The sequence below is a fragment of the Bradyrhizobium septentrionale genome (assembly GCF_011516645.4).
GTDB classification, from domain to species: Bacteria; Pseudomonadota; Alphaproteobacteria; order Rhizobiales; family Xanthobacteraceae; genus Bradyrhizobium; species Bradyrhizobium septentrionale.
This window is the reverse complement of record NZ_CP088285.1, coordinates 8067275-8092592: the sequence shown is the minus strand read 5'-3', so window position 1 is coordinate 8092592 and position 25318 is coordinate 8067275. Positions and strand designations below refer to the sequence as shown.

Here is a 25318-nt window from a genome sequence, read left to right as displayed (position 1 = left end):
ATTGAACGATGGCGACGATCACAGCAGCGATGGTCAAGGATCTCCGCGAATCGACCGGCGCGGGCATGATGGATTGCAAGGCGGCGCTGACCGAGAACAACGGCGACATGCAGGCCGCGCAGGATTGGCTGCGCAAGAAGGGCCTCTCCAAGGCGGCCAAGAAGGCCGGCCGCGTGGCGGCCGAGGGCCTGATCGGCGCCCTGACCTCCGGCACCAAGGGCGTGCTGGTCGAGGTCAACTCCGAGACTGACTTCGTCGCGCGCAACGAGCAGTTCCAGGGCCTGGTCAAGTTGGTCGCCCAGGTGGCGCTGCATAACGCCGCAGATGTCGAGACGATCAAGGCGGCCAAGGTCGGCGACGTCACCGTCGAGACCGCGATCTCCGACGCCATCGCGACCATCGGCGAGAACATGACGCTGCGCCGCGCCGCTTCGCTCGAGGTGAGCAAGGGTGTGGTCTCGAGCTATGTCCACAACGCCGTCGTCGAGGGCGCCGGCAAGATCGGCGTGATCGTGGCGCTCGAGTCGGCCGGCAAGACCGACGAGCTCGCCGTGCTCGGCCGCCAGCTCGCCATGCATGTCGCCGCGGCGAAGCCGCTGGCGCTCGATCCGGCCGGGCTCGATCCGGAGACCGTCAAGCGCGAGAAGGACGTGCTCGCTGACAAGTACCGTCAGCAGGGCAAGCCGGAGAACGTCATCGAGAAGATCGTCGATTCCGGCCTGAAGACCTACTACAAGGAGGTCTGCCTTCTCGATCAGGCCTTCATCCACGACAGCGGCAAGTCGGTTGCCCAGGCGGTGAAGGAAGCTGAGGGTAAGGTCGGCGGGCCGATCAAAATCGCTGGATTTGTGAACTATGCTCTCGGTGAGGGAATCGAGAAGCAGGAAAGCGACTTCGCCGCCGAAGTCGCGGCCGCCAGCGGCAAGAAGTAACCGCTGACACCAGGCGTCCGGCGCATGCGCCGGAAACCTACCTGCGCGGATAGGAAAGCGATCGCATCATGGCTGAGCCGATCTATCGTCGCGTGGTGATCAAGCTGTCCGGCGAGTATCTGGCCGGCTCCCACGGCTTCGGGATCGATCAACCGACGGTCGACCGCGTCGCCGACGACCTGATCGCGGCCCGCAAGCTCGGCATCGAGGTCGCCGTCGTGATCGGCGGCGGCAACATCGTCCGCGGCGTCGAGGTCTCCTCACGCGGCGTGTCGCGGCCGACCGGCGACACCATGGGCATGCTGGCGACCATGATGAACTGCCTGGCGCTGGAGGCGGCGATCGAGCGCAAGGGGAGCCCGGCGCGGACCTTGTCGGCATTCGTGATGCCGGAGATTTCCGAGCTGTTCACCCGTAGTGCAGCGCACAAATACCTCGCCGAGGGACGCATCGTCCTGCTCGGCGGCGGAACTGGTAACCCGTTCTTCACCACCGACACCACGGCCGTGCTGCGCGCGGCCGAGATCGGTGCGCAGGCGGTGTTGAAGGCCACCAATGTCGACGGCGTCTACAGCGCCGATCCGAAGAAGGACCCCAAAGCCAAGCGCTTCGACCGCCTGACCCATTCGCAGGCGATCGAGGGCGGCTACAAGGTCATGGACGCGACCGCTTTCGCACTTGCCCGCGAGACGTCGCTGCCTATCATCGTGTTCTCGATCGCGGAGCCCGGTTCGATCGGTGCGATTCTGCGCGGTACCGGACACGGCACGGTCGTCGCCGGCTGATTGCCGCGCCTCCGGGCGTCGACAGCCGGTTTCTAAGTGAAAGGGAGAACGTCATGGCCGCAGCTGGTTTTGACATCAACGACGTGAAGCGCCGCATGCAGGGGGCTACGCAATCGCTCAAGCACGAGCTCGGCGGTCTGCGCACCGGCCGCGCCGCGGCCTCCATGCTGGAGCCGGTCCAGGTCGAGGCTTACGGCTCGCATATGCCGCTCAACCAGGTCGCGACCATCAGCGTGCCGGAGCCGCGCCTGCTCTCGGTGCAGGTCTGGGACAAGACCATGGTGAAGGCGGTCGAAAAGGCGATCGTCGATTCCAACCTCGGCCTGTCGCCGGCGACCGAAGGACAGGTGCTGCGCCTGCGGATTCCCGAACTCAACGAGGAGCGCCGCAAGGAGCTCGTCAAGGTCGCGCACAAATACGCGGAAGCGGCGAAGGTCGCAGTGCGCCATGTGCGCCGCGACGGCCTCGACGTCATCAAGAAGCTCGAGAAGAATCACGAGATCTCCGAGGACGATCACGAGCGCCTGTCCAACGAGGTGCAGAAGGCGACCGACGGCATGATCGCCGAAGTCGATCAGCTGCTTGCCGCCAAGGAAAAGGAAATCCTGACGGTCTGAAGGCGCTACGGAAACCAGCCGATGTCGAACGCCGCCGCCCCAGCAACTGACGGACCGGATCGCTCCGGTGCTCCGTTGCATGTGGCGATCATTATGGACGGCAACGGGCGCTGGGCCGCTTCGCGCGGCCTGCCGCGCGTCGAGGGCCATCGCCGCGGCGTCGAGGCGCTGCGCCGCGTGGTCCGCGCGGCCCATGAACTCGGCATCGTCTATCTCACGATCTTCTCCTTCAGCTCGGAAAACTGGTCGCGGCCGGCGAGCGAGATCGGCGATCTGTTCGGCCTGTTGCGCCGCTTCATCCGCAACGATCTGGCGACGCTGCATCGTGACGGGGTGCGGGTGCGCGTGATCGGCGAGCGGGACGGGCTCGACCCCGACATCTGCGCGCTGCTCAACGAGGCCGAGGAGCTGACCCGGAACAACGACAAGCTCAACCTCGTGGTCGCCTTCAACTACGGTTCGCGGGCGGAGATCGCTGCCGCGGCGCGGCGCCTTGCGCGCGAGGTCGCCGAAGGCAAGCGCGACGCCAGCTCCATCGATGCCGACACGCTCGGCCAATATCTCGACGCGCCCGACATTCCGGATCCCGATCTGATCATCCGCACCAGCGGCGAGCAGCGTCTGTCGAACTTCCTGATGTGGCAGGCCGCCTACAGCGAATTGGTCTTCGTGCCGATTCACTGGCCGGATTTCGACAAGGCCGCGCTCGAAGGCGCGATTGCCGAATACGGCAAGCGCGAGCGCAGGTTCGGCGGCCTCGCTGCGAAAACCGGCTCGTGACTGAGGGCGAAGCCGCACCGGCGGCAGCAAGCGAGCAGGGATCGCGCAATCTCGTGATGCGCGTGGTTGCGGCGCTGGTGCTGGCGCCGCTCGCGATCGCACTGGCCTATTTGGGTGGCGTCGCCTGGTCGCTTCTGGTGACGCTGGCGGCGGTCGGATTGTTCGCCGAATGGCTTGTTGTTACCGGCCTCGGACGCGAGCTCCGCATCGTGGTGCCGGGCGTCGTCGCGCTGCTGCTTGCCGGACTTGGCCTGATGGCGGGCCGGATCGATGTCGCCCTGATCGTGCTCGCCGTCGGCGCTGTCGTTGTCGCCCTGACGTCGGGCGCGCGGCGCAACTGGGCCGTTGCGGGATTGCTTTACGCGGCAGGAGCCGAGGTCGCATCGGTGCTGCTGCGCCTCGATGCGGCAAAGGGCTTTGCCGCACTGATGTTCGTATTGCTGATCGTGTGGGTCACCGACATCGGCGGCTATTTCGCGGGCCGCAGCATCGGCGGACCGAAGCTCTGGGTGCGGGTCAGTCCGAAGAAGACCTGGGCCGGCGCCGCCGGCGGCTTCGTCGCAAGCCTGCTCGTTGCCGCTGGCTTTGCCGCCTTCGAGATCGGCACGACCGGGCCGCTGCTGTTGCTCGGCGCCGTGTTGTCGGTGGTTTCGCAGCTCGGCGATCTCTTCGAATCCGCAGTGAAGCGGCGGTTCGGCGTGAAGGATTCGAGCCACATCATTCCCGGCCATGGCGGCCTCCTGGACCGCCTGGACGGATTTGTCGCGGCCGTCATTGTGGCGGCGATTTTCGGCTTTCTCCGTGGTGGCGCCGATGGCGTCGGGCGCGGTCTTATGGTTTGGTGATGAGATGAGCGCAGTTCCGTTGCGTAACAACAAGGCCGCGGCGGCATCCGCCGCGCGGACCGTGACCGTCCTCGGTGCCACCGGCTCGATCGGCGACAGCACCATGGATCTGCTGCGGGGCGCGCGCGACCGTTACCGGGTCGAGGCGCTGACCGCGAACAGCAATGTCGAGGGACTGGCAAAGCTCGCCAGGGAGTTCGGCGCGCGGTTCGCCGCCATTGCCGATCCCAAAAGGCTTTCCGAGCTGAAGGACGCGCTGGCCGGAACCCGAATCGAATGCGGGGCCGGGGAGAGCGCCATCATCGAGGCGGCCGCGCGGCCGGCCGATTGGGTGATGGCGGCGGTCAGCGGCGCGGCCGGACTGAAGCCGGCGCTTGCCGCGGTCGATCGCGGCGCCACCGTCGCGCTCGCCAACAAGGAGTGCCTGGTCTGCGCCGGCGACATCTTCATGGAGCGGGCCAAGAAGGCCGGCGCCTGCATCCTGCCGGCGGACTCCGAGCACAATGCGCTGTTCCAGGCGCTGGCTTCCGGCAATCGCGAGGAACTGACGCGGGTGATCATCACCGCGTCCGGCGGGCCGTTCCGCACCTGGGCCCCCGCCGACATCGAGCAGGCGACGCTGGAACAGGCGCTGAAGCATCCCAACTGGAGCATGGGGCAGAAGATCACGATCGATTCCGCCTCGATGATGAACAAGGGGCTCGAGGTGATCGAGGCGTCCTATCTGTTCGCGCTGGCGCCCGACGAGATCGACGTGCTGGTGCACCCGCAGTCGATCATCCACGGCATGGTCGAGTTCTCCGACCGCTCGGTGGTGGCCCAGCTCGGCACGCCCGATATGCGGATCCCGATCGCGCACTGCCTGGGCTGGCCGGACCGCATCGTCGGCCCGTCCGCCAAGCTCGATCTCGCCAAGATCGGCCAGCTCACCTTCGAGGCGCCGGATTTCCAGCGCTTCCCGGGGCTGCGGCTGGCCTATGAGGCGCTGCGGAGCGGGTACGGCGCGACCACGGTGTACAATGCCGCGAACGAGATCGCGGTCGCAGCCTTCATCGCCGGCAAGATCAAGTTCGGTGCGATCGCCCGGCTGGTCGAGGCGACAATGAACGATTGGATCAGGTCGGGGAATCAGCCACCACTGCACTCGGCGGATGATGCGATTTCCGTTGACCATATCGCGCGAAATAAAGCTGCCGCCCTATTGCCTCAAATTGCCTTAAAGGCAACCTAGAGGGTTGGGGACGGAGCCTCTGGCTCTTGTCGAGGGAAATCGAATGCCCGAATTTTTTCTTCATTATTTCAATGCGTTGAGCCACGGGCTCATCGGCTATATTGTTCCCTTTCTATTCGTCCTGACGATCGTTGTCTTCTTTCACGAACTCGGCCACTTCCTGGTTGCGCGCTGGGCTGGCGTGAAGGTGTTGACCTTCTCGCTGGGGTTCGGGCCGGAGCTTGCCGGCTTCAATGACCGGCATGGCACGCGCTGGAAGCTCTCCGCGATTCCGCTCGGCGGTTACGTCAAATTCTTCGGCGACGACAGCGAGGCGTCGACGCCGTCGACGGAGACGCTCGCCTCGATGACGGCTGAGGAGCGCCAAGGCAGCTTCCACCACAAGTCGGTCGGAAAGCGCACCGCCATCGTCGTCGCCGGTCCGGTGGCGAATTTCATTCTCGGCGCCCTGATCTTTGCGGGTATGGCGCTCTATTACGGCAAGCCGAGCACGATCGCTCGGGTCGATGGTCTGGTCGCCGAAAGCGTTGCCGCGAACTCAGGATTCAAGGTCGGCGATATCGTCGTGGACATCGACGGCAGCGCGATTCAGAGCTTCGCCGACATGCAGCGGATCGTAGCTTCGAATGCCGGTTCAGCTCTTGGGTTCAAAGTGAAGCGGGATGGCCAGATTGTCTCGCTCACCGCCACGCCCGCGCTCAAGGAGGTCAAGGACCCCTTCGGCAATGCCCACCGAATCGGCGTGCTCGGAATCGAGCACAAGGCTCAGACTGGCGAAGCGACCAGCGCCTCGGTCGGCGTTCTGGAAGCCCTGAAAATCGGTGTTGAGCAGGTTTGGTACATCATTGCCAGCACCTTCAAGTTCCTCGGGTCGCTGTTCGTGGGAACCGGCAATCCGGGCGAGGTGAGTGGGGTCATCGGAATCGCAAAGCTGTCCGGTCAGGCCGCGAGCGCAGGTTTCCAGTTCGTTGTGAACCTTTGTGCCATCCTGTCGGTCTCGATTGGCCTCTTGAACCTGTTCCCGATCCCGCTCTTGGATGGCGGCCACCTGCTGTTCTACGGCGCAGAGGCGCTCCGTGGACGCCCGCTGTCGGAGCGGACGCAGGAGGTGGGTTTCCGAATCGGGCTGGGTTTGGTCCTGATGCTGATGGTGTTTGCGACGTATAACGACATCCTCAGGATCGCCGGGTCCTAAAGCGGGCTTTTCTGTGGCGTTGCCGATGAGCAACGTGTTGGTACGAAAATGGAAATGTTCGGCTGTAGTAAGTTTGCCCCCTTGGCAAATTTGGTTACAAGCTGGGCGGTAGGTTGGGAATCTGTCGGGGCGTTGGGGAACGATCCGGCATCGCTAAGATAAGGGCGCGCAGCGCATGATGTTTGGAATGCGAGTGAGGGGGGGGCTGTTCGCCGCCTTGGTCATGTTCGCCGTGCCGGTGGCTGCCACCTTGGCGGCCGTAGCTGTTTCTGCGCCTGCGTATGCGCAGACTGTCGATTCGATCACAGTGGAGGGGAATCGCCGCGTCGAACTCGAAACTATCCGCTCCTATTTCCATCCTGGACCGGGCGGTCGGCTGGGCCAGGCCCAGATCGACGACGGCCTGAAGGCGCTGATCGAGACCGGTCTGTTCCAGGACGTCCACATCGACCAGCGAGGCGGACGCCTTGTCGTGGTCGTGGTCGAGAACCCGGTGATCGGCCGCGTCGCCTTCGAGGGCAACAAGAAGGTCAAGGACGAGCAGCTCACCGCTGAAGTCCAGTCCAAGCCGCGCGGCACCTTCTCGCGCCCGCAGGTCCAGTCGGACGCCCTGCGCATCACCGAGATCTACCGGCACTCCGGCCGTTACGACGTGCGGGTCAATCCGCAGATCATCGAGCAGCCGAACAACCGCGTCGACCTGATCTTCGAGATCAATGAAGGCGTGAAGACCGGTGTCCGGTCGATCGAGTTCATCGGCAACAACGCCTATTCGGCGTCCCGTCTGCGCGACGTCATCAAGACCCGCGAATCGAACCTGCTGAGCTTCCTTGGTGGCAACGACGTCTACGATCCCGACCGGGTCGAGGCTGACCGCGACCTGATTCGCCGCTTCTACCTCAAGAACGGCTATGCCGACGTCCAAGTCGTCGCCGCGCTGACCGAATACGATCCCGACAAGAAGGGCTTCCTGGTTACCTTCAAGATCGAGGAAGGCCAGCAGTACCGCGTCGCCGCCGTCAACTACACCTCGTCGATCTCGACGCTCGACCCGAACGCGCTGCGTACCTATTCGCGCGTCAATGTCGGCTCGCTCTACAACGCCGAGGCGCTGGAGAAGTCGGTCGAGGAAATGCAGATCGAGGCGTCGCGCCGCGGCTATGCCTTCGCGGTGGTCCGGCCGCGCGGTGATCGCAATTTCGATAATCACACGGTGTCGATCACGTTTGCGATCGACGAAGGCCCGCGCACCTATATCGAGCGCATCAATATCCGCGGCAACAGCCGCACCCGTGATTACGTGATCCGCCGCGAGTTCGATCTTTCCGAGGGTGACGCCTACAACCGCGCGCTGGTCGACCGTGCCGAGCGCCGGCTGAAGAACCTCGACTTCTTCAAGACCGTGAAAATCACCACCGAGCCGGGCTCCTCCAGCGATCGCGTCATCCTGATCGTCGATCTCGAAGAGAAGTCGACCGGCGACTTCTCGGTGTCGGGCGGTTACTCGACCACCGACGGTGCGCTGGCCGAAGTCAGCGTCTCCGAGCGCAATCTGCTCGGCCGCGGCCTGTTCGCGAAGGCGGCGGTGACCTACGGCCAATATGCGCGCGGCTATTCGCTGTCGTTCGTCGAGCCCTATCTGCTCGACTATCGCGTCGCGCTCGGTCTCGACCTCTATCAGCGCCAGCAGCTGTCCAACAGCTACATCGCGTACGGCACCAAGACGCTGGGCTTCAGCCCGCGGCTCGGCTTCAGCCTGCGGGAAGATCTCTCGCTGCAGCTGCGCTACTCGATCTATCAGCAGGAAATCACACTGCCGTCGACGCTGAACAACTGTAACAACGTGCCATTCCTCGCGGACGGCGTAACGCCCAACCCTGCGTTCAATCCGAGCCCGGCCTATGCGAACCTGAACGGGATCAGCCTGGTGTCGACCAATGGTCTCGGCTGCTACTTCGACGGCGAAGCCTCGCTGCCGGTTCGCAAGGAGCTTGCGGGCGGCAAGACCCTGACCTCGGCGCTGGGCTATACGCTGAACTACAACACGCTCGACAACAACAAGAACCCGACCGACGGTTTGATCGTCGACTTCAAGCAGGACTTCGCCGGCGTCGGCGGCGATGTCAGCTACATCAAGAGCGCGATCGACGCGAAGTACTACACCCCGCTGGTCTCTGATCTCGTCGGCCTGATCCACGCCCAGGGCGGCATCCTGAGCAAGCTCGGCAGCGACGAATTGCGCATGCTGGATCACTTCCAGATGGGCCCGAACCTGGTCCGCGGCTTCGCGCCGAACGGCATCGGTCCGCGTGACATCAATCCGTACGGCACCATGGACGCCATCGGCGGCACCAAGTACTGGGGCGTGTCGGCGGAACTGCAGATGCCGTTCTGGTTCCTGCCGAAGGAAGTCGGGCTTAAGGGCGCGGTCTATGCCGACGCCGGCGGCCTGTACGACTACAAAGGCCCGACGTCGTGGGCAGCGACAGGCGAAGTCAACGTGCCCGGCTGTATCAGGCCGACGAATAACCCGCCGACTCCGGGCACCTGCCTTGGCCTGAGCTATGACGACAGCAAGGTTGTCCGTACCTCGGTCGGTGTCGGCCTGATCTGGCAGTCACCGTTCGGCCCGCTGCGCTTCGATTACGCAGTGCCGCTGACCAAGGGTGCGTATGACCGCACGCAAGAATTCCGGTTTGGCGGCGGTACGACGTTCTAAGACCGATTGCCGACCGGACTGCGACGGATGGAATGGCGCAGCCGATCTTCTTCAAGAGTCCCCCTTCGTCAACGCTGGCTGAGATCGCCACGCTGACGAAGGCGCATCTGGTCGATCCCGCGAGGGGCGCGCATAAGATCAGAGGGCTGGCCTCGCTCGACGAGGCCGGTCCGATGCATCTCGCCTTCTTCGACAATCTCAAATATGCCGACCAGCTTGCCGCGACCAAGGCCGGCGCGTGCCTGGTCAGCCCGCGCTTCGAGGCGCAGGTGCCCAAGGGCACCGCCGTGCTGCGGGCCAACAAGCCGTTCCAGGTCTTCGTCGAGCTCGCCCGCGAATGGCACGCCGATGCGCTGCGGCCGCAATCCTGGTTCGATACCGAGGGCATTGCACCGTCGGCGATCATCGATCCCACCGCGCGTCTCGAGGACGGCGTCATCGTCGATCCCTTGGTGGTGATCGGCCCGCGGGTCGAGATCGGCGCGGGCACCATCATCGGCGCCGGCGCGGTGATCGGGGCCGACGTCAAGATCGGCCGCGACTGCAATGTCGGCGCCAAGACCACCATTCAGTTCGCGCTGATCGGCAACAACGTCCTGATCCACACCGGCTGCAATATCGGCCAGGACGGCTATGGCTTCATCTTTTTCGGGCCGGCGGGCCACGTGAAAGTGCCGCAGACCGGCCGCGTGGTGATCCAGAACAATGTCGAGGTCGGCGCCGCCTCGACCATCGACCGTGGTTCCCTGCGCGACACGGTGATCGGCGAGGGCACCAAAATCGACAACCAGGTCCAGATCGGCCACAATGTGACCATCGGCCGGCATTGCCTGCTCGCGGCCCAGATCGGGCTCGCGGGCAGCCTGACGATCGGCGACAACGTCGCACTCGGCGCCAAGGTGGGAATCAACAACCACCTCAAGATCGGCGATGGTGCCCAGGTGACGGCGATGAGCGCGGTCAAGGACGACATCCCGGCCAACGGCCGCTGGGGCGGGCATTTTGCCAAGCCAACCAAGCAGTGGTTCAGGGAAATCATCGCGGTGGAGCGCCTGGTGCGCGACAACGAAACCAAAGGCAAGGAACAGGAGTGATGGAGGAGGCACCGGTCAAATTCGAGCTCGTGGATATCAACGATATCCTGAAGACGCTCCCGCATCGCTTTCCGATGTTGCTGATCGACCGGGTGATCAAGATCCGCACCGACTACAGCGGTATCGGCATCAAGAACGTCACCTTCAACGAGCCGCCGTTTCAGGGGCATTTCCCGGACCGCCCGGTTTATCCCGGCGTGATGATGATCGAGGCGATGGCCCAGACCGCCGGCGTGATCGGCATCAAATCCGTCGAAGGCACCGAGAAGCCGCGCGCGGTGTATTTCCTCACCATCGACAAGTGCAAATTCCGCAAGCCGGTGATGCCCGGCGACACCATCGAGTACCACATGCGCTCGCTCGGCCGGCGCAAGACGATGTGGTGGTTTCACGGCGATGCCAAGGTCAACGGCCAGGTCGTCGCCGAAGCCGATGTCGGTGCGATGCTGACGGACTAACCCGGGTGGTCGCTACGACGTCGTGCAAGCGTATCGGCCGTCTGCACCGGCGATCCGCAACACGCGATTGAGGAAGATGCCCATCGACGGCGCGTTCATCAGTGCGTCGAAGGTCTCAGTGGGCACGCCGCAATAGTGCTGGTAGCTGCCCCTGACCGCGACCAGCAGGGTGCGCTCGCCTGCGCTGTAACAGACCCGCTGGACGATCGTGCTGCGATTGATGTCGCGGCATTCGAAGCTCGAGAGGTCGACGGTCGTGCTGTTGCCGAGATCGACCGTCTCCGGGCCGATCGGCGCAGAGAGCAGGCTGAGGATCAGCGCGGCGGCCCGGACCATGGTGAGGTTGCGACCTTCTCGTTTGCAACAGGCCGTCATGATACGTCACTGGACAGGGCAGGCAAAGTCGCGCTAACGACCGCCCAACTGACAGCATAGCGCTTTGGCGCCATTAACGAATTCCGGATTTGAACTGCATGAGCATGATCGACCCCACTGCGCGGATTGCGGATGGCGCTGTGATCGGGGCCGGCACCGAGATCGGTCCGTACTGCATCATCGGCCCCAATGTCGTGCTCGGCGAGAACTGCAAGCTGATCGCGCATGTCACGGTTAGCGGGCACACGAAGATCGGCGCCGGCTGCGTCATCTCGCCGTTTGCCGCGCTCGGCGGGCCGCCGCAGGATCTCAGCTATCGCGGCGAGCCGACCCGTCTCGAAGTCGGCGAAGCCTGCACTATCCGCGAAGGCGTGACGATGAATGTCGGCACGGTCAAGGGCGGCGGGCTCACCCGTGTCGGCGATCGCGGCTTCTTCATGAACAACAGCCATGTCGGCCATGATTGCATGGTCGGCAACGGCGTGATCTTCGCGACCTCGGCGACGCTCGGCGGCCACTGCGAGATCGGCGACTTCGTCTATATCGGCGGGCTCTCGGCGGTGCACCAGTTCACCCGCGTCGGCTCGCAGGTGATGATCGGCGGCGTCTGCGGCGTGCGCGGCGACATCATCCCGTTCGGGCTCGCCAACGGCCAATACGCGGTGCTCGAAGGCCTCAACATCATCGGCATGCGGCGCCGCCTGTTCACCAAGTCGCGGCTGGCGACGGTGCGCGCGTTCTATCAAAAGCTGTTCCACGGCCCCGGCATCTTTGCCGAGCGGCTGGCCTCGGTGCAGCCGCTGGCGGGAGAGGATCCCGCGATCGCCGAAATCCTCGCCTTCATCGAGGGCGGCAAGCTCCGGCCGCTCTGCCTTCCAGCCGACACCGATTGAGCATGGAATGGCCGCCAGCATGACGTCAGCGGCTCCCTCGCTTTCCTCGCCGGTCGGCGTCATTGCTGGTGGCGGCGCCATGCCGTTCGCGGTTGCTGACCAGCTTACGGCGCGCGGCATCACGCCGGTGCTGTTTGCGCTGCGCGGCGCCTGCGATCCCGCGCGCGCGCAGCGCTTTCGTCATCGCTGGATCTCGGTCGGCCAGCTCGGACGGGCGACCCGGCTATTCCGCGACGAAGGCTGCCGCGATCTGATCTTCATCGGCACGCTGGTGCGTCCGGCGCTGTCGGAGATCCGGCTCGACTGGGGCACGCTGCGCCTGCTCGGCCATGTCGTGCGCGCGTTTCGCGGCGGCGACGATCATCTGTTGTCGAGTGTCGGCCGCATCCTCGAGCAGCAGGGATTCCGCATGGTCGGAATCAAGGATGTCGCACCCGATCTCCTGATGCCCGAGGGCGCCGTGACGCGCGCGACGCCGGACGGTGCCGCGCTTGCCGATATCGCGCGCGGCCGCGGGGTGCTCGACGCGCTCGGCCCGTTCGACATCGGCCAGGCGGCGGTGGTGATCGACGGGCACGTGGTTGCGGTCGAGGACATCGAAGGCACCGATGGGCTGCTGGCGCGGGTGGCGCGGCTGCGCGCCGAGGGCCGCATTCGCGCCAAGGGCGGCCGCGGCGTGCTGGTGAAGGCGCCGAAGAGCAGCCAGGACCTGCGCTTCGATCTGCCGACCATCGGTCCGCGGACGGTCGAGGGCGCGGCCGCGGCCGGCATCGCCGGCATTGCCGTGATCGCCGGTAACACGCTGGCCGCCGAACCGCAGGCCCTGATCGAGGCCGCCGACGCCAGGGGGCTCTTTGTCATCGGACTGGCGGGCTGATGCAGGCGCGCCCTCCCAGCACGCCTCGCAAGATCTTCCTCATCGCGACCGAGGAATCCGGCGATCGGCTCGGCGCGGCGCTGATGAAGGTGCTGCGCCAGCGCCTCGGCGATGCCGTGCAGTTTTCCGGCGTCGGCGGCCGGGCGATGACAAGCGAGGGCATCACGCCGCTGTTCCCGATCGAGGAACTGTCGATCATGGGCTTTGCCGCCGTGGTGAAGCAACTGCCGAAAATCCTGCGATTGATCCGCCGCACCGCCGACGCGGTGCTCGCTGATGCGCCCGACATGCTCGTCATCATCGACAGCCCGGACTTCACCCACCGCGTCGCCCGCCGCGTCCGCGCCCGCAACCCTGATATCCCGATCGTCGATTACGTGTCGCCGTCGGTGTGGGCGTGGCGGCCGGGCAGGGCGCGCGCGATGCGGGGCTACGTCGATCACGTGCTCGCGCTGCTGCCCTTTGAGCCCGAGGAATATCGCAAGCTGCAGGGACCGCCGTGCAGCTATGTCGGCCATCCCCTGACCGAGCAATTCGCCTCGCTGCGGCCGAACGCGGAGGAGCAGAAGCGCCGCGACGCCGCGCCGCCGGTGCTGCTGGTGCTGCCGGGCAGCCGACGCAGCGAGATCAGGCATCATCTGGCGCTGTTCGGCGCGGCGCTCGGTCAGCTCGGCAAGCAGAAATCGTTCGAGCTCGTGCTCCCCACCATGCCGCATCTCGAGGCGATGGTGCGCGAAGGCATCGGGTCGTGGCCAGTGGTGCCACGGCTCGCGGTCGGCGAGACCGAGAAACGTGCCGCATTCCGCGTGGCGCGCGCCGCGCTCGCGAAGTCGGGCACCGTGACGCTCGAGCTCGCGCTGTCGGGCATTCCGATGGTGACGGCCTATCGCGTCGGCGCCGCCGAGGCGTTCATCCTGCGCCGTGCGATCCGGGTGTCGTCGGTGATCCTCGCCAATCTTGTGATCGGCAGCGAGGTCATCCCGGAATTCCTGCAGGAGGACTGCACGCCGGAGAGGCTCGCGGTGGCGCTGGGCGAGGTGCTCGCGGACACGCCCGAGCGTCTGCGTCAGCTCGTGGCGTTCGGGACGATGGATGCGAAGATGTCGACCGGCGACCAGCCGCCGAGCGTCCGTGCGGCGGACATCGTGCTGGCGACGATGAGCGGGCGGCCCGGCTAATCATCGACAACGAGCTTGCCTGCGGCGGCATCCCGCCGCGGCGGTTCCGCTTGCATTGTTCGTGCCGGCTGCCGCGCCTCGATGCGCTGGCGACCGAAGTTGCGCGGGGCAAACGAAAACGGCGCCATCGGGGATGATGGCGCCGTTCCGTATTCTCTTGAAAATGAAGCTTACTTGCGCTTGTCGATCGTCACATAGTCGCGGCGCGCCACGCCGGTGTAGAGCTGGCGCGGACGGCCGATCTTCTGCTGCGGATCCTCGATCATCTCGCTCCACTGGCTGATCCAGCCGACGGTACGGGCGACCGCGAACAGCACGGTGAACATCGAGGTCGGGAAGCCCATCGCCTTCAGCGTGATGCCCGAATAGAAGTCGACGTTCGGGTAGAGCTTGCGGTCGATGAAATAGGGATCGCTGAGTGCGATCTTCTCGAGCTCGAGCGCGACCTTCAGCATCGGGTCGTCGCCATGGCCGGTCTCGGCCAGCACCGCGTGACACATCTTCTGCATGATCTTGGCGCGCGGATCATAGTTCTTGTAGACACGGTGACCGAAGCCCATCAGGCGGACTTCGCTGTTCTTGTCCTTCACCTTGGCGATGAACTCGGGAATCTTGTCGACCGATCCGATCGAGGACAACATGGCGAGCGCCGCTTCGTTGGCGCCGCCATGGGCCGGGCCCCACAGGCAGGCGATGCCGGCCGCGATGCAGGCAAACGGGTTGGCGCCGGAAGAGCCGGCGATACGCACCGTCGAGGTCGACGCGTTCTGCTCGTGATCGGCATGCAGGATGAAGATCTTGTCGAGCGCGTCGGCGAGCACCGGGTTGATCTTGTATTCCTCGCAGGGCACGCCGAAGCACATCTGCAGGAAGTTCTCGGCGAAGGACAGCGAGTTCTTCGGATACATGAAGGGCTGGCCGATGGTGTACTTGTAGGCCATCGCCGCCAGCGTCGGCACCTTTGCGATCATCCGCATCGAGGCGATCATGCGCTGCCGCGGATCGTTGATGTCGGTGGAGTCGTGGTAGAACGCGGCGAGTGCGCCGACGGCGGCAACCATGATCGCCATCGGATGGGCGTCGCGGCGGAAGCCCTGGAAGAAGCGGGCCATCTGCTCATGCACCATCGTGTGATGGATCACGCGATGGTCGAAATCCTTCTTCTGCGCCGGGGTCGGAAGCTCCCCGTAGAGCAGCAAATAGCAGGTTTCGAGGAAGTCGCCGTTTTCGGCGAGCTGCTCGATCGGATAGCCACGGTATTCGAGGATACCGGCGTCGCCGTCGATATAGGTGATCTTCGACTGGCAGCTGCCGGTCGAGGTGAAGCCGGGGTCGTAGGTGAACACCCCGGCCTGGCCGTAGAGCTTGCCGATGTCGATGACATCAGGCCCAACCGTGCCGCTCAGGATCGGGAAATCGTAATTCTTGTTGCCGATGGTGAGTGTGGCTGTCTTGCTGGATTTTGCGTCCATCGCGATATCCCCGATGAATTCGTTGCGAAAACCGACCTTGCCCAGTCGCTAATTTGCGGCCCGTGGCGGGGCGGAACGGCTTGTGAAGAAGGCGTCCGGGGATGGGTAGCTCATTGCAATGTGCGCTGCAAGATGGACCCTGGAGGGGGTCCATGCAGGATCACGCCGCCTGATCGGCGAGACGGGCAAGGCACTCCTGGCGTCCCAGCACGGCCAGCACGTCGAATATGCCAGGCGACGTTGTCCGCCCCGTCAGCGCCACCCGCAGCGGCTGGGCGACGGCGCCGAGTTTCAGGTTGTTCTGCTCGGCGAAATTCCGCATGGCGCTCTCGGTGGTTTCCGCCGTCCAGTCGTTCACGACTTCCAGCGCGATGCGCAGCCGGCCGATCAGCGTGCGCGTTTCCGGCGTCAGCAGCGCCGCCGCCTTCGGATCGAGCTCGAGCGGACGATCGGCGAAGATGAAGTAGGCGCCGGAGATCAGCTCGATCAGCGTCTTGGCGCGCTCCTTCAGGCTCGGCATCGCCCGCAGCAATTGCGCGCGGGTGGTGTCGTTGAGCTTGGCCTTCAGCGCGGCGCCGTCAGGAACATAATCCAGCACGCTCTCGAACCGGGTCACGAGGGATTGATCGTCGCTCTGACGGATATAGTGACCGTTGAGGTTTTCCAGCTTGGCGAAATCGAACCGCGCCGCCGAGCGGCCGATCCCCGAGAGATCGAACGCGTCGATCATCTCCTGGGTCGAGAAGATCTCCTGATCGCCATGGCTCCAGCCGAGCCGCACGAGGTAGTTGCGCAAGGCGGTCGGCAGATAGCCCAGCGCGCGATAGGCATCGACGCCGAGCGCGCCATGGCGCTTCGACAGTTTCGAGCCGTCGGGACCGTGGATCAGCGGGATGTGGGACATGCTCGGCAGCTCCCACTCCAGCGCGTCGTAGATCTGCTTCTGACGGGCGGCGTTGATCAAGTGGTCGTCGCCGCGGATGATGTGGGTGACGCCCATGTCGTGGTCGTCGACCACGACCGCGAGCATGTAGGTCGGGGTGCCGTCGCCGCGCAGCAGGACGAGGTCGTCGAGGTTCTCGTTCTGCCAGACCACGCGGCCCTGGACCTGGTCCTCGATCACGGTCTCGCCGGTCTGCGGCGCCTTGAGGCGGATGGTCGGCTTGATGCCAGCCAGGGCGGCCGCGGGATCGCGGTCGCGCCACATGCCGTCATAGAGGCGGGTGCGGCCCTCGGCGCGGGCCTTCTCGCGCATCGCGGTGAGCTCTTCCGGCGAGGCGTAGCAATAATAGGCGCGCCCGGCGGCGAGCAGGCTTTCGGCGACCTCGCGATGGCGGGCAGCGCGGCTGAACTGGTAGATGACGTCGCCGTCCCAATCGAGCTCCAGCCACTTCAGGCCGTCCAGGATGGCGTCGATCGCCTTCTTGGTGGAGCGTTCGCGGTCGGTGTCCTCGATCCGGAGCAGCATCTTGCCGCCGAGCTTTCTGGCATAAAGCCAGTTGAACAGCGCGGTGCGGGCGCCTCCTATGTGGAGGAAGCCGGTCGGTGAGGGGGCGAAGCGCGTGACGATAGGAGCCGAGGTCATAGAGGATGGGTAACCCAATAATAAAGCCGGGCGACCGTGTATCATAGCCGAGGGAGGCTTAGCCAATGCTAATCCAGGTCGTTCATAGCCATCCGCTTGAGGACAGCTATAACCATGCGCTGTTTCAGGCCATCGTCGAGACACTGCGGCGCCGGCATGAGGTGATCGCGACCGATCTCGATCGCGAGCAGTTTTCCCCGGCGATGACGGAGGCGGAACGGCGAAGCTACTATCGGGGGCCTTATGCAGAAGAGGCGGTGTCGCGACTGATCGGCGATCTCAAGCGGGCGGATGGCATCATCTTCTGCTTTCCACATTGGTGGTTCTCGATGCCTGCGATGCTCAAGGGCTATTTCGATCGTGTCTGGGCACCTGGAACCGCCTTCGCCCATGATCTGGCCGGTGCGCGGATCAAGCCGCTCCTGACCAACATCCGCCTGTTCGGGGTGGTGACGACCTATGGCTCGCCCTGGTGGCTGACCCGGATCGTGATGCAGGACCCAGGCCGCAAGGTGCTGTTCCGGGCCTTGAAGCCAATGTGTGGCGCGGGGGTCCAATCGTTCTATATGGCCCACTACGACATGGATCGCTCCACGCCGGTGTCCCGGGCGGCATTTGCCGAGCGGGTACGTGCGAGAATATCCGGGCTATGATCGGGCTAGCGCGGGGCTTGGCCTGACGGCCCGAATTTGGCAGAAGTCGCCTAAATCCAACAGGAACCCTTTGATGACGACTGATACGGCGACGGCAGAGGCAGGGCGCGACTTCATCCGCGACATCGTCCAGGCCGATCTCTCCTCCCACAAGCACAACCGGATCGTGACCCGTTTCCCGCCGGAGCCGAACGGCTACCTGCATATCGGCCACGCCAAGTCGATCGCCCTGAATTTCGGCATCGCCCAGGAGTTCGGCGGCCAGTGCAATCTGCGCTTCGACGACACCAATCCGACCAAGGAGGAGCAGGAGTACATCGACTCCATCCAGGCCGACGTCCATTGGCTCGGCTACGATTGGGGGACCAACCTCTTCTTTGCGTCTGATTATTTCGAGCGCCTGTATGATTGGGCCGAGGGCCTGATCAAGGCCGGCCACGCCTATGTCGACGATCAGTCGCAGGAGGAGATCCGGCTGTCCCGCGGCACGCTGACCGAGCCCGGCAAGAACTCGCCGTTCCGCGACCGTTCGGTCGAGGAGAACCTCGACCTGTTCCGCCGCATGAAGGCCGGCGAGTTCTCGAACGGCGCCCGTGTGCTCCGCGCCAAGATCGACATGGCGGCCGGCAACATCAACCTGCGCGATCCCGTGCTGTACCGCATCCTGCACGCCCACCATCCGCGCACCGGCGACAAATGGTCGATCTATCCGAGCTATGACTACGCACATGGCCAGTCGGACGCGATCGAGGGCATCACCCATTCGATCTGCACGCTGGAGTTCGAGGATCACCGCCCGCTCTATGAGTGGCTGCTCGACAAGCTGCCGGTGCCGTCGAAGCCGCGGCAGTATGAAATGGCGCGGCTGAACTTGACCTACACGCTGCTGTCCAAGCGCGTGCTGACCCAGCTGGTTCGCGACGGCCACGTCTCGGGCTGGGACGATCCGCGCATGCCGACCATCGCCGGCCTGAAGCGGCGCGGCGTGCCGCCGGCCGCGGTGCGCGAATTCATCAAGCGCATCGGGGTTGCCAAGGCCAACAGCGTGGTCGATGTCGGCATGCTCGAGTTCTGCATCCGCGAGGAGCTGAACCGCACCGCGCTGCGCCGCATGGCGGTGCTGCGGCCGCTCAAGGTCGTGATCGAGAACTATCCGGAAGGCCAGGTCGAGGAGATCGAGGCGATCAACCATCCCGACAATCCGGAGGCCGGCACCCGCAAGATCGCGTTCGGCCGCGAGCTCTATATCGAGCGCGACGACTTCATGGAGAACCCGCCGAAGAAGTTTTTCCGCCTCTCGCCCGGCAACGAGGTGCGGCTGCGCTATGCCTATTTCATCAAGTGCACCGGCGTGGTGAAGGACGCCGCCGGCGAGATCGTCGAACTCCGCGCGACCTACGACCCCGCGACCAAGGGCGGCAACGCACCCGACGGCCGCAAGGTCAAGGCGACGATGCACTGGCTGCCGGCGGCGCAGTCGAAGCCGGCGGAGATCCGCATCTATAATCAGCTGTTCGCCAACCCGAACCCGAACGCGACCAATTTCGCTGCCGACCTCAATCCGCAGTCGCTGGAAGTGCTGACGGATGCGCGGGTCGAGCCGGCGATCGCCGAGAGCAATTCACCCGACGTGATGCAGTTCGAGCGGCAGGGCTATTTCGTGCGCGATGCGGATTCGACGCCGGACAAGCTCGTGTTCAACCGCACCATCGGCCTGCGCGACACTTTTGCCAAGGAAGTCGGCGGCAAGAGTTAGGCAAGGCCTGGGACAGTCCGTCGTGGGCAAGTAGGGGAGGCGATCGATGCCTGATGAAGCCGACGATATCGCCTCCGCCATCATCGCAAGATGGTCCGCGGGCTTCAGCAGGCTCGATGCCAGTACGCTTGCTGCGCTCTATTCGCAGCACGCGTTCTTCTTCGGCTCGAACCCGACGCTCTATCGCGGCCGCGACGGCGTGAAGGCCTATTTCAACGGCCTGCCGCGCTGGGACGCACCGCGCGTCCAGTTCAGCGAGGTCAGGACCGAGCGGGTGAACGACGGCCTTGTCAACATGGCCGCTATCGCATCCTTCTTCCTTGACGGCGATGCGCCCTCGCTCGCCGTCAAGATCACCTGGGTGATCGCGCGCGAGGACGGCGACTGGAAGATCGCCTGCCACCACGTCTCGTCGCCGACGCCATTGATCTAGAGCGTTTTCGAGCGAAGTGGACACCGGTTCGCGTGAAGAAAACGCGTCAAAACAAGAAACGAGAGCTTCGGCTCTGATTCAATCAGAACCGAAGCTCTAGGCTTCACGCTGGAACGTGACACAAAGTCGAGGGCCGGCGGGCCCTCGTAGTGAGGGAGAGTGCGTACGCAGAGCGGTGCCGGGCGTCGTGCGCCTCGCGGCTGCCGCTCATCCAGGCAATCTTGCACCCAACTTGCAGGCCATCTGGATCGTGCTGCATCGCCAGGCGGGACCAAGGTCGTTGGCTGCGGAGAGCGGCTTCCGGGCGAACGGACGGCAGCATGGTCGTCTGCTTGCGGATCAGCAGCGGCAACACATCGCAGGTCGGATAGATGCTTTTTTGTCCCCGCCGCACCATGTCTTCGGAAGAAGGAGGTGAGGATTATGCGCATTCAACACTGGCAGGATGCTGCCAGCCTGTTGGTGGGCGTTTGGCTGGTCGCGTCGCCGTTTGCACTGGGCTTCTCCGGGGCAGCTCTCTGGATCTCCATCGCGCTCGGATTGGGCGTCGTGCTGTTTGCCGTGGAGGCATTCATCATTCCGTCGTATCTGGAGGAATGGGGCGAGATTCTGATGGGGTTGGCTCTGGTGTTGGCACCCTGGACATTCAGCTACGAACAGGGATCGGTCACGATGAGCAGCGTGCTCGCCGGCATCGTGGTGATCGTGCTCGCTTGCTGGGAGCTGACGATCGATCGTGATTTCGCCACCTGGTGGCACGATCGCTGGCATCACCGAGCTGGCTGAGTGGGAGCCGACTGAAACGTTGGTCTGACCGCCAACCACTGGCGGCCGGAGAGGTTGGAATTGCGTTGAGCAGCATCCCCCTCCAGGCCGCGTTGCCCTAACGCCGATGCAGGTTCTGCAGGGAAATTACGCCAGAGACGGCGAGTACGGGACGATTGAGAAGCGTCGTCCCGCACTTGCTGGAAGGCGGCCAAGGCTCTTGCTGCAGGGCAAGGCCCTTGCTGCAGGGGTAGTCGCCCCTCAGCAAGGTGAATTCGTCACGATGCGGCTTTCGCCTCGATCTGCTCCTCCCAAATTCTGGTCTTGCGTGTCTCCGGCATGATAAAGAGGGCGATCACCAAGCACACCGCGGGAACGACAATCGGGTAGATCAGCGCGTAGCCGATGCTGCCGGTCGCTGCGAAGGCAGCCGATGTGATGAACGGCACCAATCCGCCGCCCCAACCATTGCCGATATGATACGGCACCGAGACCGAGGTGTACCTGATCCTGGCCGGGAAGAACTCCGCCAGGAACGCGCCGACCGGCCCGTACACCATCCCGACGTAGCAGACGAGAATGAAGATGATGAAGACTGCGAGCGGATAGTTGATCTGTCCCGGCTGCGTGACCATACCGAGCCAGAGATACAGGGGATAGTAGGTGATCGCGGCAAGCAGCATTCCTCCGAGGATCACGGGTTTGCGGCCGATCTGATCCGACAGCCAGCCAAAGAAGATCAGGCTCGGCGTTGCGATCAGCAGTGCGGTTCCCACGATGTAGGCCGAGGTAACCGCATCAACCTTGGAGACCTGCTGCAGGAAGTACAGCGCCCAGAATTGACCGCTGTACCAGACCACGCCCTGCCCGATCAGGACGACGATGGCGATCAAGATGTACTTGATGTTGGCGCTGAGGAAAGCTTCCCGCCAGGGATTCCTGGTCATCTGTCCGCGGGCCTTGATCTCCTGGAAAATCGGCGTCTCCTGCAGTTGGAGGCGGATGTAGATGGCGATTGCCACCAGCAGGAACGAGACCAGGAACGGAACGCGCCACGCCCATTCGTCAAAGGCCTGATTGCCGGCCCAGGTCCGGGTCAGAACGATCACGGCCAGCGACGCCACGATCCCGAGCGTCGGCGAGGTCTGTAGCCAGCCCGTGTAGTAGCCGCGGCTGTCGTCCGGAACATGCTCGGCGACATAGGTGATGGCGCCGCCATATTCACCGCCCAGGCATAGACCCTGGATCATCCGCAAGCCGAACAGAAGGAATGCGGCCGTCAGGCCGATTGACTCATAAGTTGGGATCAGTCCGATCGCTCCCGTTCCCAGGCCCATTCCGGTCAACGTAATGAGGAATGTATATTTGCGGCCGACCCGATCGCCCATCCATCCGAACAGGAAGGCCCCCAGCGGACGGATCAGGAATCCCGCAGTGAACAGCGCGATCGTGCTCAGCAGGGCTGCGACGGGGTGGGATTGCTCAAAGAACTTGACCGACAGAACTGCGGCCAGGCTGCCAAAGATATAAAAATCGTACCATTCAATGATGTTTCCCACTGACGCAGCGACAATCACGCGACGAAAATCGCTAGGTACTTGAACTGCCATGTGCTGCTCCTATCAAATGCAAACGCTACGCCTCGCGTTTTTTCAGCGATCAATCCGCTCGCGGAGTGCGCGTGGTGCGCGGCGTTGCAGGCGAGATTTGCGAGTTCGTCCGCAACGCCTGGTCTCAGGGGAGTTGTGGGCCACCTGAGAAGAGCTCCAGCGGCCTTCAGGTGCCGCGAGCCGTCACTGCCTCATCCCTGTCTGTCCGGGAGTGGAGGCATCAGGGCAGTCTAATCCCAATGGGATCGGTACCTAATGAGACTTTCGGCTCGATCGGTTTGACGCAGGCGGCAGCTGTGGCCCGGCGCGGAATCCAGGCATCCGGCCTTGCCGGTCCGTATTCTGCATCCGTTCCGCTAGCGGTGAGGTCGCAGCATCCGGTAGCTTCGCGTCCCGGCAGGGATCGCAAGCGGAATGGCGGAGCAGGGCACGACGCCGGGCGGCAGACGCGGCTACGCGGGGACGTGGCCGCCGCGTGCGGCTGCGCCGGCCGGCGGCTATGTCCCGATGCGCGCCAGCATCTGGCGGCCCTTCGTCGAGACATTGCGGCAATGGGCGCGCGCGGAGGCGGGGGCCGGGCGGCTGTTGCCCTGGGTGCCGGTGGCGTTCGGCACCGGGATTGCGTTCTATTTCGCAGCCGAGCACGAGCCGGTGCTGTCGGTCGCGGCCGCCGTCGCAATTGCGCTCTGCCTGCTGGCGCTGCTGCTGCGGCGGCGGAGGGTGTTTCCCGCCGTCGTGATGCTGGCTGCGGTCGCGGCGGGCTTCACGACGGCGACATGGAAGACGGCGCGAATTGGCCACACGGTGCTGGCGCGGCCGATGTTCTCGGTGGCGCTGACCGGTTTCGTCGAGACGCGCGACATCCGCGAGAAGACCGATCGCTTCGTGCTGCGCGTCGTCTCGATGGAGAGCCCGCGCGACACGACGAAGCTCGAACGTGTCAGGCTCTCGGTGAAGAAAGGTACCGCGCCCGATGTCGGCAGCTTCGTCGAATTGAAGGCGCGGCTGATGCCGCCGCTCGGGCCGCAGCGTCCGGGCTCCTATGATTTCGGTCGCGACCTCTATTTCCAGGGCATCGGCGCCTCCGGCTTCGTGATGGGCGCGGTCAAGACCAGGGAACCGCCGGCGGCCGGCGGCTTGGCGCTGCGCTATGCGGCCTTCATGCAGGGCCTGCGCGACGCCATCGACGCGCGCATCCGCACCACGCTCGACGGCGACCAGCGCGCGATCGCGACCGCGCTGCTGACCGGCCGGCGCGATGCGATCTCGACGCCGGTCAACGATGCGATGTTCATCTCGGGGCTCGGCCATGTGCTGTCGATCTCCGGCTACCACATGGCCGTGGTCGCGGGCGTGGTATTCTTCGCGGTGCGCGCGCTGCTCGCGCTGTTTCCTGCGCTGACGGCGGGGCATCCGATCAAGAAATGGGCGGCGGCGGCCGCGCTCGTCGCCGCGGCGTTCTATCTCTTGCTGTCGGGAGCCGAGGTCGCAACGCAGCGATCGTTCTTCATGACGGCGGTGGTGCTGATCGCGGTGATGGTCGACCGCCGCGCGATCACCTTTCGCACGCTGGCGGTGGCGGCGTTGATCGTGCTCGCGATCGCGCCTGAGGCGCTGGTGCATCCGAGCTTCCAGATGTCGTTTGCCGCGACGCTCGGGCTGGTGGCGCTGGTGCAGATCGGGCTGCCGAACCTGTTGGCCTCGCCCGACCATTCGGCGACCGCACGAGTTGCGCTGTGGGGCGGGCGTGAGCTCACGATGCTGATGCTGGCCTCGCTGGTGGCGGGGCTGGCGACGACGCCCTACGCCGCGTTCCATTTCCATCGCGTGACGCCTTACGGGCTTCTCGCCAACCTCGCGGCGATGCCGGTGGTGTCGGCGATCGTGATGCCGGCGGGCCTGCTCGGCCTCCTCGCCATGCCGTTCGGCTTTGATGGCGTGTTCTGGGCGATCATGGGCTTTGGCATCGACTGGATGATTTTGGTGACGCAATGGGTCGCCGCGCTGCCTGGCGCGGTAGGGCGGATGGCGGCGTTCGGCATCGGGCCGCTGATCGTCGCAAGCGCGGGCATCATCCTGCTTGGGCTGTTGCGCACGCCGCTGCGCTGGTCCGGCGCTGTGCTCCTGGTGGTGGCCACAGTCTGGGCGGTGAGGGTGCCGCTGCCGGACGTGCTGATTTCCGCCGACGGCCGCAACGTCGCGGTGCGCGGCGGCGACGGGCGGCTGCATCTGATGCATAGCGCGAAGGATGCATTCCTGGTCAAGGAGTGGCTGGCGGCGGATGCCGATGCACGGACCGCCGCCGATGCGTCGCTCGGCGAGGGCGTCTCCTGCGATCCGAGCGGCTGCGTGACCCAGGGGGCCGGGCGGCGCCTTCGTCGCGCTGGCGACGCGGCCGGAGGCGCTGGCCGACGATTGCGAGCGGGCGGCGCTGATCGTCACCGCGCGGGTGGCGCCGCAGGGCTGCGCGGCCTCGGTGATCGATGCCGAGCGGCTGCGGCGCCACGGTGCGCTGGTGCTGCGACGGAACAGCGCCGGCTACGCCGTCGATGCGGTGAAGCCCGGCGGCATCGACCGGCCGTGGTCGCCGGCGGTTCCCGGTGACGGTGAGAGCGAGACGATCCTCCGCACACCCGCCGCCGCGCCGCGGCCTGCCGTCGATGCGACCCCGGCCGAGACCGACCTGCAGGGGGATGACTAGCCGTTGTTGGGCGAGGGGGTAGTCGGCAGCTCGAACAGGCCGAGATGGTACTCGTCGGAATCGGGGCCGGCGTCGGGCTTCCTGACGAGGGTGAAGACGGCCTCGGGAAACTGCTCCCAGACCTTGAGATCATCGGCCGTCACCGTCAGCCAGCCGAACCGGAACATGTAGCGGCCCGGCTCGGTGACGCGTCCAGCCTTTTGCCATGTGACCTTGTCGACCACTGCGCAGGTTTCCGTGAGTGCACGTCCTCCGTACGCGATGATGCGCCAAGGCGCTCGCCGACGCAAATCTCCTCATGCGCCCCGGAAGCGGAAATCCGGGGTCGCTCGAAATCGCTTAAGGTCATCCGCCGCCGAATGGC

The 25318-nt window shown here is 64.8% G+C and carries 22 protein-coding genes and 1 pseudogene; 18 read left to right on the top strand and 5 right to left on the bottom strand.

All coding sequences use genetic code 11. The features are described 5' to 3' along the window. Nucleotides 1–8 precede the first annotated feature (8 nt). From tsf to fabZ, 10 genes are all read left to right on the top strand, one after another. Nucleotides 9–932, top strand: a complete 924-nt coding sequence (tsf, locus tag HAP48_RS40450; protein WP_166205373.1) for a translation elongation factor Ts — start codon at nt 9–11, stop codon at nt 930–932. Between the two features lie 68 nt (nt 933–1000). Further along, nucleotides 1001–1717 carry a UMP kinase gene (pyrH, locus tag HAP48_RS40445; RefSeq protein ID WP_166205372.1) on the top strand — a complete coding sequence of 239 codons (717 nt, stop codon included), beginning with the start codon at nt 1001–1003 and terminating at the stop codon, nt 1715–1717. 53 nt (nt 1718–1770) lie between these two features. Next, a complete protein-coding gene (gene frr, locus HAP48_RS40440; protein ID WP_166205371.1) occupies nt 1771–2334 on the top strand; it encodes a ribosome recycling factor in 564 nt (187 codons plus the stop codon). Nucleotides 2335–2355: 21 nt separating this feature from the next. Continuing rightward, nucleotides 2356–3114: an isoprenyl transferase gene (locus tag HAP48_RS40435; RefSeq protein ID WP_166205370.1), complete on the top strand. Its 759-nt coding sequence runs from the start codon at nt 2356–2358 to the stop codon at nt 3112–3114. Beyond that, the gene (locus HAP48_RS40430; protein ID WP_166205369.1) at nt 3111–3959 is read left to right on the top strand and encodes a phosphatidate cytidylyltransferase; all 849 of its coding nucleotides are present in this window, start codon (nt 3111–3113) and stop codon (nt 3957–3959) included. Before HAP48_RS40435 ends, HAP48_RS40430 begins: the two co-directional genes overlap by 4 nt. A gap of 4 nt (nt 3960–3963) precedes the next feature. After that, on the top strand, nt 3964–5190 hold the full coding sequence (dxr, locus tag HAP48_RS40425) for a 1-deoxy-D-xylulose-5-phosphate reductoisomerase (protein WP_166205368.1): 1227 nt from the start codon (nt 3964–3966) through the stop codon (nt 5188–5190). Between the two features lie 43 nt (nt 5191–5233). Continuing rightward, nucleotides 5234–6385: an RIP metalloprotease RseP gene (gene rseP / locus HAP48_RS40420; RefSeq protein ID WP_166205367.1), complete on the top strand. Its 1152-nt coding sequence runs from the start codon at nt 5234–5236 to the stop codon at nt 6383–6385. 175 nt (nt 6386–6560) lie between these two features. Next, nucleotides 6561–9104 carry an outer membrane protein assembly factor BamA gene (gene bamA, locus HAP48_RS40415; RefSeq protein ID WP_166205366.1) on the top strand — a complete coding sequence of 848 codons (2544 nt, stop codon included), beginning with the start codon at nt 6561–6563 and terminating at the stop codon, nt 9102–9104. A gap of 32 nt (nt 9105–9136) precedes the next feature. Continuing rightward, the gene (lpxD, locus tag HAP48_RS40410; RefSeq protein WP_166205365.1) at nt 9137–10198 is read left to right on the top strand and encodes a UDP-3-O-(3-hydroxymyristoyl)glucosamine N-acyltransferase; all 1062 of its coding nucleotides are present in this window, start codon (nt 9137–9139) and stop codon (nt 10196–10198) included. Continuing rightward, complete coding sequence (gene fabZ, locus HAP48_RS40405; RefSeq protein WP_016841580.1) at nt 10198–10656, top strand: 3-hydroxyacyl-ACP dehydratase FabZ; 459 nt, start codon at nt 10198–10200, stop codon at nt 10654–10656. The genes lpxD and fabZ overlap by 1 nt, the downstream gene beginning before the upstream one ends. Nucleotides 10657–10668: 12 nt before the next feature. Here fabZ and HAP48_RS40400 read toward each other — a convergent pair whose 3' ends face one another. Continuing rightward, entirely contained in the window at nt 10669–10992 is a 324-nt protein-coding gene (locus HAP48_RS40400) for a KTSC domain-containing protein (RefSeq protein ID WP_166205364.1), read from the bottom strand. Nucleotides 10993–11129: 137 nt separating this feature from the next. Here HAP48_RS40400 and lpxA point away from each other — a divergent pair, with 137 nt between their 5' ends. From lpxA to lpxB, 3 genes are read left to right on the top strand one after another with little or no spacing between them, the layout of a single operon-like run. Next, nucleotides 11130–11924, top strand: coding sequence for an acyl-ACP--UDP-N-acetylglucosamine O-acyltransferase (lpxA, locus tag HAP48_RS40395; RefSeq protein ID WP_166205363.1), 795 nt, complete (start codon nt 11130–11132; stop codon nt 11922–11924). A gap of 19 nt (nt 11925–11943) precedes the next feature. Beyond that, on the top strand, nt 11944–12801 hold the full coding sequence (locus tag HAP48_RS40390) for an LpxI family protein (RefSeq protein ID WP_166215590.1): 858 nt from the start codon (nt 11944–11946) through the stop codon (nt 12799–12801). Then, nucleotides 12801–13979, top strand: coding sequence for a lipid-A-disaccharide synthase (lpxB, locus tag HAP48_RS40385; RefSeq protein WP_166205362.1), 1179 nt, complete (start codon nt 12801–12803; stop codon nt 13977–13979). The genes HAP48_RS40390 and lpxB overlap by 1 nt, the downstream gene beginning before the upstream one ends. Before the next feature lie 170 nt (nt 13980–14149). On the opposite strand, the gene gltA is transcribed toward lpxB, so the two are convergent. Next, nucleotides 14150–15451, bottom strand: coding sequence for a citrate synthase (gene gltA, locus HAP48_RS40380; RefSeq protein ID WP_166205361.1), 1302 nt, complete (start codon nt 15449–15451; stop codon nt 14150–14152). 160 nt (nt 15452–15611) lie between these two features. Next, nucleotides 15612–17036: a glutamate--tRNA ligase gene (gene gltX / locus HAP48_RS40375; protein WP_166205360.1), complete on the bottom strand. Its 1425-nt coding sequence runs from the start codon at nt 17034–17036 to the stop codon at nt 15612–15614. A gap of 65 nt (nt 17037–17101) precedes the next feature. Between gltX and HAP48_RS40370 the strand changes: the two genes are divergently transcribed. The 4 genes from HAP48_RS40370 to HAP48_RS40355 all read left to right on the top strand — a co-directional run bounded on the left by HAP48_RS40370 (nt 17102) and on the right by HAP48_RS40355 (nt 20664). Then, nucleotides 17102–17689, top strand: coding sequence for an NAD(P)H-dependent oxidoreductase (locus HAP48_RS40370; protein ID WP_166205359.1), 588 nt, complete (start codon nt 17102–17104; stop codon nt 17687–17689). Between the two features lie 73 nt (nt 17690–17762). Continuing rightward, nucleotides 17763–19445: a glutamine--tRNA ligase/YqeY domain fusion protein gene (locus HAP48_RS40365; protein WP_166205358.1), complete on the top strand. Its 1683-nt coding sequence runs from the start codon at nt 17763–17765 to the stop codon at nt 19443–19445. A 46-nt stretch (nt 19446–19491) separates the two neighbouring features. Then, complete coding sequence (locus HAP48_RS40360) at nt 19492–19878, top strand: YybH family protein (protein ID WP_166205357.1); 387 nt, start codon at nt 19492–19494, stop codon at nt 19876–19878. Between the two features lie 423 nt (nt 19879–20301). Then, nucleotides 20302–20664, top strand: a complete 363-nt coding sequence (locus tag HAP48_RS40355) for an SPW repeat domain-containing protein (protein ID WP_166205356.1) — start codon at nt 20302–20304, stop codon at nt 20662–20664. 257 nt (nt 20665–20921) lie between these two features. On the opposite strand, the gene HAP48_RS40350 is transcribed toward HAP48_RS40355, so the two are convergent. Then, nucleotides 20922–22253: an MFS transporter gene (locus HAP48_RS40350; RefSeq protein WP_166205355.1), complete on the bottom strand. Its 1332-nt coding sequence runs from the start codon at nt 22251–22253 to the stop codon at nt 20922–20924. 414 nt (nt 22254–22667) lie between these two features. On the opposite strand from HAP48_RS40350, the pseudogene HAP48_RS40345 reads away from it, so the two are divergent. Continuing rightward, a pseudogene (locus HAP48_RS40345) lies at nt 22668–24954 on the top strand (ComEC/Rec2 family competence protein). On the opposite strand, the gene HAP48_RS40340 reads toward HAP48_RS40345, so the two are convergent. Further along, nucleotides 24951–25178, bottom strand: a complete 228-nt coding sequence (locus HAP48_RS40340; RefSeq protein ID WP_166205354.1) for a hypothetical protein — start codon at nt 25176–25178, stop codon at nt 24951–24953. The pseudogene HAP48_RS40345 and the gene HAP48_RS40340 sit on opposite strands and share 4 nt — an antisense overlap. Nucleotides 25179–25318 lie beyond the last annotated feature (140 nt).